We start from the raw sequence: 12,495 nt of genomic DNA on the forward strand, positions 1-12,495 counted from the left end.
AGTGTAAGTGCCTGCCCGATCTTGTCGCGCAGTTAATGCATCCAGCCAATTTTAATTCATGAAGCCAACTTTATTGTGTAAAAACAATAAATTAGCGATCTTTTTTTCACGCAGTTGACCTTACTGCGACAACACGGCTTGCAGGCGGCGCTGGACGTAATCGGGGTTATTGCCCGCGTTCGGGCAGCCGGCAGGCCCAGGCTGGTTGCAAGCGGTGGCCGTGATGGTCCAGCTGGCCAAGGTGCCGGGCCCCGTGGCCGTGTTGCATTGCACGCTGACGCTGAACGCCGACAGGGTCGTGCCAGGTGGCAAACTGAACGTGGTGGCGCCGATGCACGCCGCACCGGCGGTCAGGCCGGCGCGGATCTGCCGCTGCAAACCCCATTCAAGGCCGGCGCGGGCGGCCTGCTCGGCGCGCACGCCCTGCACGTCCAGCGCCGATTCCGTCTGCTGGAAGGTGGACATATTCACCATCACGGCCGCCAGCGCGGCCAGCACCACGAGCAGGAAAATGGCCGTGACGAGGCTGAAACCGCGCATGCGGCGCGCGCGGTGGCGCAGCAAGCGCGTCATGGCGTATTCCTCGCCTGCACCTGTTGCACCAGGCGCAGCACGCCCGTATTGCTGTTCGCCGCGCCCAGGCTCAGGCTGATATTCACCAGGCCCCGCTGCACATTGGCCAGCACCGTATAGCTGAAAGCGCACGCCGTCACCTGGCGCGCCAGCAGGGCTCCTTTCTTCGCCTCCAGCGGCGCGGTGCCTTCCACAGCCGGCTGGGCAGCCTGGATCACATAGCCGTCGTAACGGGTCAAGGTGCCGTCCGTCAGATTGCAGGCATAGGTGACGGGCGTCGACACCACCTGGAAACGGTTCGACGGCGACGGCAGCGGCGCGGGCGCCGTCGTGAAAGGATAGCTGCCGAGCGTGACGACACTGCCGGCCACGCCCGTCACGGGCGCGCGGTTGCAGCCGTTTGCCGCGCTGCAGAAATAGGCATTGTTCGGCGCGTAAGCTCCGCCCAGGTTGTAGACGACGATCTGGTCGCCCACGCTGATCGCCTGGCGCGCGCCCAGCCCATTGGCGGGCATGGCGCCGACGACGGTGAAACTCGCCGGAACGCCGGCGGCGGGAGGAGTATCGAAACTCAGCACAGTGCCCAGGCCGGCCGGATCGCTGTCGCTCAGGTAGCGCCCGCCCGTCTTCGTCAGCAGCAATTCCAGGAACTGGCCGCCGCCCGTCACGCGCACGCTGTTGGGCAGGGCCAGGCGCACGTCGCGCGTCAGGCGGCGCGCCGCCGTATCGGCCGTGTCGGCCAGCGCCGCGCGCGCGGTGGTGTCGATATAGCCTTGCACCGGCACACGGATGAAGACGGCGACCATGGCGCCGATGATGCCCGTGATGACGATCACGATGACCATCTCGACGAGGGTAAAGCCGCGCGAACGGCGCTGGGCGTTGAGGAAATTTTTCATGGAATACTGTTCGGCGCATAGCGCACGCGATAGCCGTCGAGCACGACCTGCTGGTCGGCATACGGCACGACCACCTGGATACGCAGGCCTTCCGTGGCAGGCAAGCCATTCAGGGCTACGGGAGTGATCGTTACCGATGCAACATATGCCTGGGGGGAGCCGGCGGCCCAGACGGCGCCCTGCGCATCCGTCGTGTAAGCCGTGGCCGCGCCATACGCGCCCACGTAATCGTTGACGTTGTCGAAAGGACGCCCCGCGCCGCCCGCCTCTTGTCCGGCCACTTCCGGGATGGCGCAGCCGGCGGGGTTGGCGGCCGTTTCCGCGGCAGGGTCTTGCGGATCGCAATAGGTAAATCGCGCCAACTGGATTTCTTCCAGCATGCTTTCGGCAATCGCCAGCGCCTGCTTGCGCAGCTGCGGGTCGGCGCTGTGTTGCGTCGTCAGGCTCATCACGCCCAGGATGGCGGCCGAAGCCAGGCCGACGATGACGATGAACAGCACCAGTTCGATCAGGGTCACGCCACGTTCACGCCGGCGATGCTGGCTAATGGACATAGCCGGTCTCCCCCTCAACCGTGACGGTACGCGTCAGGCCGTTGCTCTGGATGCTGATTTGCAGCGGGCCCGGGAAGGTCGATGCGTCAGGAAACACATTGGCCAGCGCATACGGCTGGCCCAGCGCGTCGAAATAAAAACTTGCCGACTTGACGGGATCGGTGGACATGGTAACGCCGGAAGGACGGCCTTCGCACAGCCAATTGCTAGCCAGGCAATGCTGCAGCGTCTCCTTGCTGCCGCTGTTGCTGCCCGTCGGCGGCACCACCTTCTGCGCATCGCTGCAGCCGGCGTCGAAGCACAGGGCCACCTTATTGGTATCGATGCTGACAAACACGGCACGGTTTTGCGCCACCGCCAGCTTTTGCCCGTAGCGCACGATATTCGTCACCTGGTCGGCAAAACCGCGCGCGTCGAACGTGTCGCGCTGGAAAAACCGGTTGACGGCAAAGGTCGCCAGCAAGCCCGCCAGCACCAGCACGGCCACCAGCTCGATCAAGGTGAAGCCGCGCGCAGCCGAACGCCGCAGGCGGCCTGGCGGCCCTGCTTGACGATGCGGAAAAACTGTCGGTGGCTGCTGCAATGGATGGCCCGTAAAAAAGCCCAACGGGCTGGCGCCTGGGGTTGGGCTGGTGGTGCGCAAGGAAGGCCGAGTATTACCTGGTCATCCTTGCAAGTCAGTACAAATTATTTACAATCTGCAGTCGCCAGAGCGGGCGTAATGATCGGTGCTCCACCTGCAGCAGTAGGGGCGACATAGGTAACCTTGCACCCTGTACGCGTTGCATCAGGCGTCACTACACCACCGGAAAACTTGTAATCAGGATCGGTCAAGCCAGCCGCCTCGATAATACCGGCAGTTGTCGGGTAGCCAAATGCACCCTCGATCTCCTTGCCTTCCATCTGCACCTTCGGCGTATCGACGGAACCCTTGACCAGCCACTGCGCATGGTACAGCGCCGCACCTGCCTTCATGGCGCCTACCGCCGCATTCATCTTGGCAATGCGCGCATCAGTCGACATGTCGATAAATTTAGGAATCGCCGTCGCCGCCAGGATGCCGAGGATCACGATGACGACGATCAGTTCGATCAGGGTAAAACCTGCCTGGGCGCCGCTTTTCATACTACGTAAAGACTTGTTCATTCTTGCTCTCCAAAATCAAATAAAAACATCAAAACCAACGCCATGAAACTGTCGCCGCACCGGACCAGAAAGCGCGTCAGTTGGCTGCCGGGTCCGGCGATTTCCACACCACGATATCGGGCTCCCGGGCGAGCTTGCCAAGATCGGCATCCGCACCCGGCAAGGTTACATTAAATTTCACTGAATCAACCCTTGTAGTCGGAAAAATATTGCCATTACTAAACAAATAGATAATTTTTTGTTCTTTTTTGTCGTACAACCAATTCCCCGCTGGTAATTTTGCAAGGTCCGGCTGCGCGAACTCGCCCAGATAGTTGGCTGGCTTGTCGGCCAGCCAGTCGAACGGGTTTTGCCGCGCCAGCGCCGGCATCTTTGCGCGCTGGTCGGCCAGGTACAGCTGCAGCACCTGCACCCGCAAGCTCGTGCGCAAGATACCGAGCATCTGCGCCACGGCCACCTGCTGCGCCTGCTGCTGGTAATAGCCGACCCGGTTCAACAATACCGCCACCAGGATGGCGAACACGCCCGCCACCACCGCCAGCTCGAACAGGGTGAAACCGCGCTGGCGGAACGGTTGTGCCATCAGTGCAGGGCCGCCCGGCCCAGATCCCAGATCGGCAGGAAGATGCCCAGCGCCAGCACCAGCACCATGGCACCGAGGAAGACGATCAAGATCGGCTCGATCTGCGCCGACAGGGTCTTCAATTCATAGTCGACTTCGCGTTCGTACATGTCCGCGATCTCGTCCATCAGGTCGTCGAGCGAACCGGATTCCTCGCCCACGGCGATCATCTGCAGCACCACGGGCGTGAAGACGCCGGCCGCCACCGAGGTGCGCAAGATGCTTTCGCCCCGTTCGACGCCGTCGCGCATCTGCTCCACGCGCGCGCTCAGGTAAGTATTGTCGACCGTTTGCGACACCACCGTCAGTGCCTGCACGATGGGCACGCCGCTCGTGCTCGACAAGGCGAAACTGCGCGCAAAGCGGGCCATCGTGCCCTTCAGGATGATCTTGCCGGCGATCGGCAGGCGCAGCTTGGCGCGGTCCCATTTATATAAACCCTCTTTCGTGCGCAGCCAGGCGCGCCAGCCGAAAAAGCCGCCCACGCCCAGCATCAGCAGGATGGGCCAGTACGTCACCGTGAAGCGCGAGGTGCCGATCAGGATGCGCGTCATCAGGGGCAGTTCCGCGTGGAAGCTGGCGAATACCTTCTCGAACTGGGGAATGACGAAGATATTCACCACGATCATGGCGGCGAGCATGGCGAAGACGACGAAGGTCGGGTAGCGCGTCGCCGTTTTCACGCGCGCGCGCATGTCGCGGTCGAATTCCAGGTGGTTGAACAGGCGCAAAAACACTTCGTCGAGGCGCCCCGTCATTTCGCCCACGCGCACCATCGACAAGTAAAACGGCGTGAAGATCGTGGGATGGCGCGCCATGGCGGCCGACAGTTCGCGGCCCGCGTCGAGCGATTCGCGCACATCCTTGATGATGCGTCCGAACGCGGGGCTGATGGCGGACTCCTGCAAGCCGGCCAGGCCGCGCATGATGGGCACGCCCGCCTTGAGCAGGGTGTACAGCTGGCGGCTGAACAGCTGCACGTCCATGGGCGTGACTTTTTTCTCGGTCAGCCTGGCCCACCAGCCCAGCTGGTTGGCGCCGGCCTTCGTCACCGTCTGTTTCGTCGCGCTGATATCGACGGGCGTGCTGCCGCCCGCCATCAACTGGTCGGCCACGGCGCCGCTGTCTGCGCCTTCCATCACGCCGGTCAGCAGTTCGCCGCTGGCGCTACGTGCCTTGTAGGAGAAAAACGGCACCTCAATCCTCGCTCTGGTTGCTGATGCGCATCGCTTCCATCACCGTCGTGCGGCCCTGTACCACCAGCTGCACGGCGTGGCGGCGCAAGGTTTCGCCCGCCATCTGCGCCGTCGCCACCTTCATGAAGTGCGACGGGTCGGCATGGTTGGCGGCGTCGGCCACGGCGCGCGTGATTTCCAGCAATTCGTACACGCCCGTGCGGCCCCGGTAACCCATGCCGTTGCAATGCGAACAGCCCTTGCCGTGGAAATACTGGTTGCGCTCGACCAGCTCGCCCAGTTCCAGGCGCAGCCATTCGTATTCGTTCGGCGTGGGCTGGTACGGCGTGCTGCAGCTTTCGCAGATCACGCGCACCAGGCGCTGCGCCAGCACGGCTTGCAGCGAGCTGCCCACCATGTAGCGGGGCACGCCCATGTCCATCAGGCGCAGCGGCGTGCTGATGGCGTCGTTCGTATGCAGGGTCGACAGCACCAAGTGACCCGTCATGGCGGCGCGCAGGCCGATTTGCGCCGTTTCCTGGTCGCGCATCTCGCCGACGAGCACAATGTCGGGATCTTGCCGCAAGGCCGAGCGCAGCACCCTGGCAAAGTTCAGCTCGATCTTGTCGTTCACTTGCACCTGGTTAATGCCGGGCAAGCGGTACTCGACGGGGTCTTCCACCGTGATGAGCTTTTTTTCCACCGAATTGAGTTCGGACAAGGCGCAATACAAGGTCGTCGTCTTGCCGCTGCCGGTCGGCCCCGTCACCAGCACGAGGCCGTTCGGGCGGCTGACGATGGCGCGGAACTGCGCCACCAGCGCAGGCGGCATGCCGATGGCGTCCAGGCGCAAGGTCGTGCCGCCCTGATTCAGCAAGCGCATCACGACCGATTCGCCATACTGCGTGGGCATGGTGGAAATACGCACGTCGATGCGCTGGTTTTTCACGCGGATGGCGAAACGGCCATCCTGCGGCAGGCGCTTCTCGGAAATATCGAGGTCCGACATCAGTTTCAGACGCAGCGCCAGCGAACTGGCGATCTTGCTGTCCGCTTCCGTCTGCAGGTGCAGCACGCCGTCGATGCGGAAACGGATCTGCAGCCGGCCTTCCTGCGGCTCGATGTGGATGTCCGAAGCGCGCACCTGCGTGGCATCCTCGAACACGGATTGCAGCAGCTTGACGATGGGCGCCTCTTCCAGGCCCGGATTGGCGGCCAGCGCGCCGAAGTCGACGGACACGTCGCCCAGGTCCTGCTCCAGCTCGCGCGTCAGGGTCGAAATATCTTCCGTGCGGCGGTAGATGCGGTCGATGGCGGCCAGCACCTCCGTTTCATTGACGACAGCCAGTTCGATCTGGCGCTTGACCAGGCGGGAAATTTCATCGTACGCGAACAGGTCGGTGGGATCGGACATGCCGACCAGCAAGCCTTCGCGGCGGTCTTCCAGCACCAGCGCGCGGAAACGGCGCGCCTGGGTTTCCGGCAGCAGCCGCACCAGTTCGGGATTGATGTTGAAAAACTTCAGGTTGATGTAGGGAATGTCGAGCTGGCGCGCCAGCGCGCCCGAAATCTGCTCTTCCGTGACGAAGCCGTGCTCGACAAAAACGCGGCCCAGCTTGCGTCCCGAACGCTTCTGTTCCGTCAAGGCCTGGCCCAACTGTTCTTCCGTCAGCAATTTCTGCTGCACCAAAATTTCACCGAGCCGGACTTTCTCTGGCCTTGCCATTGCATGCTCCTCGACAAACAAATTCCACAGACGATACACGCCAGCGGCGCGCGGGGGTATTTTATTCCAGAACCTGTTGTTTCTTAAAGAAAATACATTCCAACGTTTGATTTTTGCGCATTTCAACACACTGCAAGGAAACGCTTGCCGCCCACCTGCGCCCATGGCAATAATGGCGGTCGTTCACCGCCTTCCCTGCCGACCATTGCCCCTATGAATGCCTGCGCCATCGAGTTCCACAACGTGCATCTGCAACTGGCGGGCAGCGCCGTGCTGCGCGGCGTCGACCTGCGGGTGCGCGCGGGCGAACTGTTCGGCCTGGTCGGCGTGAATGGCGCGGGCAAGACAAGCCTGCTGAAATGCCTGCTGGACTTTTGCACACCGGAGCGTGGCGACATCGCCATCTTCGGCCAGCCGCACCGGCACGGCGCGGCGCGCCAGCCGCTGTCGTTTCTGCCGGAACGTTTCCAGGCGCCTTATTACCTGACGGGCGGCGACTTCCTGCGCTACCTGTCGCGCCTGCACGATGCACACCCCGATGCGCAAGCCGTGCGGCAAGCCCTGGATGCGCTGGACTTGGCGCCGGACGCCCTGCTGCGCCCCGCGCGCGCATATTCGAAAGGCATGATGCAGAAACTGGGGCTGGCCGCCTGCCTGCTGTCGGGCAAGCGGCAACTGGTGCTCGATGAACCGATGAGCGGACTCGACCCGAAAGCGCGCGCGCAGTTCAAGCAAGTGCTGCGGCAAGCGCGGGCGCAGGGCCGCGGCGCCCTGCTCACTTCGCATGCGCTGGCCGACGTGGAAGAATTGTGCGACCGCATGGCCATCCTGCATGCGGGCCGCATCGTATTTACGGGCACGCCCGCCGAATGCCGCGCCCGCCATGGCGGCGCGGAAGACGCCAGCCTGGAGCAGGCCTTCCTCAATTGCATCGCGACATGAACGCCGACACGCAGGTTTCCAGCCACTACGCGCCATCGCCGCACGGCATGTATCTGCGCCATTTCGGCTTGCGCACGGCGCCGTTCGGCATCACGCCGGACCCGGCCTTCTTTTATACGGGCAATACACGAGGCGAACTGCTCGATGCGCTGCTGTATGCCGTCACGCAAGGCGAAGGCATCATCAAGCTGACGGGCGAAGTAGGCAGCGGCAAGACCATGCTGTGCCGTATGCTGGCCGAGCGCCTGCCGCCACAGGTCGACGTGCTGTATTTGCTCAATCCCCGCCTGGAGCCGGACGAAGTCCTGCACGCCATCGCCGCCGAACTGGGCCTGGAACTGGACGACTGCCGCGCCGATGCCGTGCTGCGCGCCCTGCATGGCGAGCTGATCGCCCGGCATGCGGCGGGGCGCCAGGTGGTGCTGCTGGCCGAAGAAGCGCAAGCCATGCCGGGCGCCACCCTGGAAGCGCTGCGCCTGCTGACGAACCTGGAAACGGCCAGCCACAAGCTGCTGCAGATCGTCCTGTTTGGCCAGCCGGAATTGCAGCACACGCTGGACTTGCCCCAGTTCCGCCAATTGAAGGAGCGCATCACCCACAGTTTCACCGTGCCGCGCCTGCCGCAAGCGTTGCTGAACGATTATCTGGCCTGCCGCCTGGCCGCCGCCGGCCGCACGGCGCCGCTCATTTTCACACCGGCCGCGCTGCGCCGGCTGGCGCGTGCGGCGCAAGGCATCGTACGCAGGATCAATATCCTGGCCGACAAGGCCTTGCTGGCCGCGTTTGCGGACGATGCGCAGGAAATCGGCGCGCGCCACGTGCGCCTGGCCATTGCCGACAGCCCATTTCACCGCCCGCCCTGGCATGCGGGCAAGCTGGTGGCGGGCGCCTTGAGCGCACTGATGCTGCTGCTGGCCGCTGCGCTGCTGTGGCAATGGCTGACGCCGGGGACGAGAGCGGCGATCCCGGCCCTGGCAGCGGTCCCGCGCGCGCCGCCGCCAACGCCGTCGACGCTGCTCGACAGCAAGCTGGCCGAATCGCGCGACTGGCTGGCACGGCAAGGACCGCGGCAACTGGTGCTGCACATCACCAGCTTGCCCGCCACGGAAACGGCCGCGGCGGAAACTTTCCTGCAGCAGGCGCAGCAAGCCATCGGCTTGCGCGACCTCCACGTGTTTCGCCTGCCTGGCGCGGCGTCCGCGAGCGCCGCCGGGCGCCTGGACATCGTCTACGGCAGCTTCGCCGACCGGGCCAGCGCCGAAGCCGTTTGGGCCAGACTGGCCCCAACGTCGTCACAGAAAATATTGCTGAATGACATAGGCAGTATCCGCACGGAAATTAATGCCACGGCACCGGCACACACGGGGCGTGGCGCCCCCTGACTTTATTTCGGTATATTGCCTCCGGGGCCCGCATAGCCGATTGCTTTTAAGCGATCATGCTGGGTAAAATTGCAAAAGCACAACACGACTCAAAGGGCGAACTTTTCATGAATCAACACCCTATTCCTGTGCTGGCCTCCTGGGTCGCCCTCGCCTGCGGCACCGTGCTGTCCGGCTGCGCCACGCATCAAACGCCGCTGTCGCCTGCCCACATCAATGCCCCTCCCCGCCCAGTCGGCGGCATTCCCGAACCGGTGCAGCAAAGCAGCGCGCTGGCCGCGCCCCTGCCTGCGCCCAAAGTGGAAACCTACAGCGTCACCGTGCACAAGGTGCCCGTGCAATCGCTGCTGTTTGCGCTGGCGCGCGACGCGGGAATGAATGTCGACATCCACCCGCAGATCGAAGGCAGCGTCACCCTGAATGCGCTGAACCAGACCCTGCCGCAACTGCTGACGCGTATCGGCAAGCAAGTCGATATGCGCTACGAAATCGATGGCAAGAACCTGACGGTGCTGCCCGATGCGCCCGTATGGCGCAATTACAAGGTCGATTACGTCAACATGGCGCGCAGCACCAACAGCAGCGTGAATATCGCCACACAAATTTCCACGGCGGGCGGCGGGTCGAACAGCGCCAGCAACCCCGTCGGCGGCACGCAAGGCGGCGCCAGCGGCAGCGGCGGCAACAACAACTCGACCACCCTGGTCGTCAATCGTTCGGAAAATAATTTCTGGTACAGCCTGGAAAAGAATATCCGCGACCTGCTGCGCGAGACCACGCTCAACGACGTGCAGGTGGACCCGCTGGCGCAGCTGAACCAGCAATTGACGAGCATGCCCGGTCAACAAGGACAGCAAGGGCAGCAGGGACAACAAGGGCAGCAGGGGCAGCAAGGCCAGCCTGGCCAGCAGCAAAATCAGGCCGGCAATCAATATGGCAGCCAGGCGCCGATGCAGACCGGCGGCCAGTATGCGCCAGGCCAGCAGCAGGGCAACGCCAACGCGCCCCCGTCCCAGCCGCTCGACGCGAACGGCATGCCGCTGCTGAAACTGGCCAACAAGGGCAGTCCCTCGTCCGTCGTCGTCAACGTGGAAGGCGGCTTGATCGCCGTGCGGGCCACGGGGCGGCAGCATGAAAAGATCGCCGAATTCCTCGATGCGGTATTGCACAGCGCCAAGCGCCAGGTGCTCATCGAGGCAACCATCATCGAAGTGCGCCTGAGCAATGAATACCAGCAAGGCATCAACTGGTCGCGCCTGACGGGCAGCCTGAGCCTGACGCAGAAGCAAGTGGGCACCCAGGCGCTCAGCAGCGGCGTCACGCCCGGCGCCACGCCCGGCATCTTCGTGCTCAATTATCTGAAGGACAGTTTCAGCACGACCATCCAGCTGCTCGAATCGTTCGGCAAGGTGAAAGTACTGTCCAGTCCGAAGATCAGCGTGCTCAACAATCAAACGGCCATGCTGAAGGTGGTCGACAACAATGTCTTCTTCACCATCAAGGTGACGCCCGCCGTGATCAGCTCCACGGGCACCATCACCACGCCGGCAACGTATGAGTCGAAACTGGAAACGGTGCCCGTCGGCTTCGTCATGAGCGTCACGCCGCAGATTTCCGAGAGCGACGAAGTGACCTTGAATGTGCGCCCCACCATCACGCGCATCGTCGGCTACGTGCAAGACCCGAATCCGGCCCTGGCAGCCGTGATCAGCCGCGTGCCCGTGATCCAGGCGCGCGAGCTGGAATCGATCATGAAAGTGGGCAATGGCCAGATCGCCGTGATGGGCGGCCTGATGCAGGACTCCGTCGACAATGCCAAGGATGGCGTGCCCGGCCTGTCCAGCCTGCCCCTGGTCGGCAATTTGTTTACCTATCGTAACGAGGCAAGCAGCAAGACGGAACTGGTGATCTTCATGCGCCCCGTCGTGGTCAAGGATGCCAGCGTCGAGGGCGATTACCGCGATTACCGTTATCTGCTGCCCGGCCAGGCGCAGCTCAACAGCCAGCCGTACACGGATGGCCCGCCGGCGCCCGCCGTCCAGCCGCAGGCGCGCCTGCAGGGAGACGTCCCATGAGCTTGCTGATGCAGGCGCTCAAGAAAGCCGAGCGCGCCAAGCAGAACAGCCTTTCCGACGAGGAACTGGAAAAGCCGTCCGAAGCCTACGACCAGGTGCTGGAACTGGCGCCGGCCGACGCCCTGCCGCCCCGTCCGGCGCCAGTTGCGCCATCGCCCGTGCAGCCGGCAAGCACCTTGCGCCTGGAACCGCTGACGGACGCTCCCGCGCCGCAGCCCGAGCCGAGCAGCGTCCAGCCCGCTCCGCAAGCCGGCCCGCCCCCCGAGCCACCGCGCGCCCGTCCGGAACCGCCGCCCGCCAAGCCGCGCGCCAGCCGCAGCAATCCGCCGCCGAAAGGTCCCACCGGTCCCATCAGCGTCGACCCGGCCACCGTGCGCCTGGCCGTGCTGCTGGCGATCCTGCTGCTGGTGGCGGGTTCCATGGCCTACTGGTACTGGCGCGCCAGCAGCAGCCCCGGCGCGGGCGCCAACCTGCCCGGCGTGCCCATGCCGCTGACGGACGCCCCGGGCACGGCCGGCGTTGCCGGTCCCATCGTGGTGTTGCCCGGGGCCGGCGGCGTCCTGCCGGATGCCCCCGCACCGTTGCCGCAGGACATGCCGCGCGAACAGCGCCAGCCGGCCGGCGCGGCGGAACAGCAGGCGATGATACAGGCCGCCGCGCAAGCGGCCGTGGCCGCCCAGCTGGCGCAACTGCAGCCGCCTGCGCCGCCCAGCCTGCCACCGGTGGCCGCGCCCGACAACAGCCAGATCCAGGTTGTACGCAACGATACGGCGCCGCAGATCAACCCCGGCGTGCAGCAAGCCTACCAGGCCTTTAACGGAGGCCAGCTGGGCGCGGCACGCCAGCAATATGAAAGCGTGCTGCGGCAGGACGCCAACAACCGCGACGCCTTGCTGGGCCTGGCTGCCGTGGCCCAGCGCGAAAACCAGGGCGCTCAGGCGGCGTCGCTGTACGTGCGTTTGCTGGAAATCAATCCCGATGATGGCGTAGCGCTGGCCGGCCTGATCGGCCTGCGCCAGGGCGACGTCGTGCAGAGCGAGGCAAAACTGAAAGCCATCCTGGCGCGTACCCCCGACAGCGGCCCCGTGCTGTTTGCCCTGGGCAATGTGTACGCCAAGCAGCGCCGCTGGAATGAAGCGCAGCAGCAATTTTTCCGCGCCTACAGCGCCGCGCCCGGCAATCCCGATTACGCCTTCAACCTGGCCGTGGGCCTGGACCGGCTGAACCAGCCGAAACTGGCCGCCACCTATTACCAGCGCGCCTTGACCCTGGCGCACACCACGCCGGCCGCGTTCGACCAGGCCGTCGTGCAAACGCGCTTGCGCGAACTGGCGGCCCCCGCGCCGGCGGCGGCACCCGCGGCCGAGCCGGCCACCATCCCCCCCCGTCAGGAATAAGCAT

At 64.3% G+C, this 12,495-nt stretch carries 12 protein-coding genes; 4 read left to right on the forward strand and 8 right to left on the reverse strand.

Translation table 11 applies throughout. The features are described 5' to 3' along the window. Positions 1–120: 120 nt before the first annotated feature. From IGS55_RS23505 to IGS55_RS23540, 8 genes are all read right to left on the reverse strand, one after another. Complete coding sequence (locus IGS55_RS23505; RefSeq protein WP_230517788.1) at positions 121–573, reverse strand: agglutinin biogenesis protein MshP; 453 nt, start codon at positions 571–573, stop codon at positions 121–123. Beyond that, positions 570–1,472, reverse strand: coding sequence for a prepilin-type N-terminal cleavage/methylation domain-containing protein (locus IGS55_RS23510; protein WP_230517787.1), 903 nt, complete (start codon positions 1,470–1,472; stop codon positions 570–572). The genes IGS55_RS23505 and IGS55_RS23510 overlap by 4 nt, the downstream gene beginning before the upstream one ends. Further along, positions 1,469–2,026 (reverse strand): type IV pilus modification PilV family protein, encoded by a 558-nt coding sequence (locus IGS55_RS23515; RefSeq protein ID WP_230517785.1) that lies wholly within the window; start codon positions 2,024–2,026, stop codon positions 1,469–1,471. The genes IGS55_RS23510 and IGS55_RS23515 overlap by 4 nt, the downstream gene beginning before the upstream one ends. Further along, positions 2,016–2,555, reverse strand: a complete 540-nt coding sequence (locus tag IGS55_RS23520; RefSeq protein WP_268991963.1) for a pilus assembly FimT family protein — start codon at positions 2,553–2,555, stop codon at positions 2,016–2,018. The genes IGS55_RS23515 and IGS55_RS23520 overlap by 11 nt, the downstream gene beginning before the upstream one ends. A gap of 158 nt (positions 2,556–2,713) precedes the next feature. Further along, the gene (locus tag IGS55_RS27995) at positions 2,714–3,172 is read right to left on the reverse strand and encodes a type II secretion system protein (RefSeq protein ID WP_329958147.1); all 459 of its coding nucleotides are present in this window, start codon (positions 3,170–3,172) and stop codon (positions 2,714–2,716) included. A gap of 76 nt (positions 3,173–3,248) precedes the next feature. Beyond that, on the reverse strand, positions 3,249–3,755 hold the full coding sequence (locus tag IGS55_RS23530) for a type II secretion system protein (RefSeq protein WP_230517783.1): 507 nt from the start codon (positions 3,753–3,755) through the stop codon (positions 3,249–3,251). Continuing rightward, the gene (locus IGS55_RS23535; protein ID WP_070305054.1) at positions 3,755–4,990 is read right to left on the reverse strand and encodes a type II secretion system F family protein; all 1,236 of its coding nucleotides are present in this window, start codon (positions 4,988–4,990) and stop codon (positions 3,755–3,757) included. The genes IGS55_RS23530 and IGS55_RS23535 overlap by 1 nt, the downstream gene beginning before the upstream one ends. 1 nt (position 4,991) lies before the next feature. Continuing rightward, positions 4,992–6,695, reverse strand: coding sequence for a GspE/PulE family protein (locus IGS55_RS23540; protein ID WP_230517781.1), 1,704 nt, complete (start codon positions 6,693–6,695; stop codon positions 4,992–4,994). A gap of 144 nt (positions 6,696–6,839) precedes the next feature. On the opposite strand from IGS55_RS23540, the gene IGS55_RS23545 reads away from it, so the two are divergent. The 4 genes from IGS55_RS23545 to IGS55_RS23560 all read left to right on the forward strand — a co-directional run bounded on the left by IGS55_RS23545 (position 6,840) and on the right by IGS55_RS23560 (position 12,491). Then, a complete protein-coding gene (locus IGS55_RS23545) occupies positions 6,840–7,637 on the forward strand; it encodes an ABC transporter ATP-binding protein (protein ID WP_230517780.1) in 798 nt (265 codons plus the stop codon). Continuing rightward, entirely contained in the window at positions 7,634–9,019 is a 1,386-nt protein-coding gene (locus IGS55_RS23550) for an ExeA family protein (RefSeq protein ID WP_230517779.1), read from the forward strand. Before IGS55_RS23545 ends, IGS55_RS23550 begins: the two co-directional genes overlap by 4 nt. Before the next feature lie 107 nt (positions 9,020–9,126). Further along, positions 9,127–11,094 carry a type II secretion system protein GspD gene (locus IGS55_RS23555; RefSeq protein ID WP_230517777.1) on the forward strand — a complete coding sequence of 656 codons (1,968 nt, stop codon included), beginning with the start codon at positions 9,127–9,129 and terminating at the stop codon, positions 11,092–11,094. After that, the gene (locus tag IGS55_RS23560; protein WP_230517776.1) at positions 11,091–12,491 is read left to right on the forward strand and encodes a tetratricopeptide repeat protein; all 1,401 of its coding nucleotides are present in this window, start codon (positions 11,091–11,093) and stop codon (positions 12,489–12,491) included. Before IGS55_RS23555 ends, IGS55_RS23560 begins: the two co-directional genes overlap by 4 nt. The last annotated feature ends 4 nt before the right edge of the window (positions 12,492–12,495 follow it).

This window comes from Janthinobacterium sp. EB271-G4-3-2 (assembly GCF_020858035.1).
GTDB lineage: Bacteria > Pseudomonadota > Gammaproteobacteria > Burkholderiales > Burkholderiaceae_D > Janthinobacterium > Janthinobacterium aestuarii.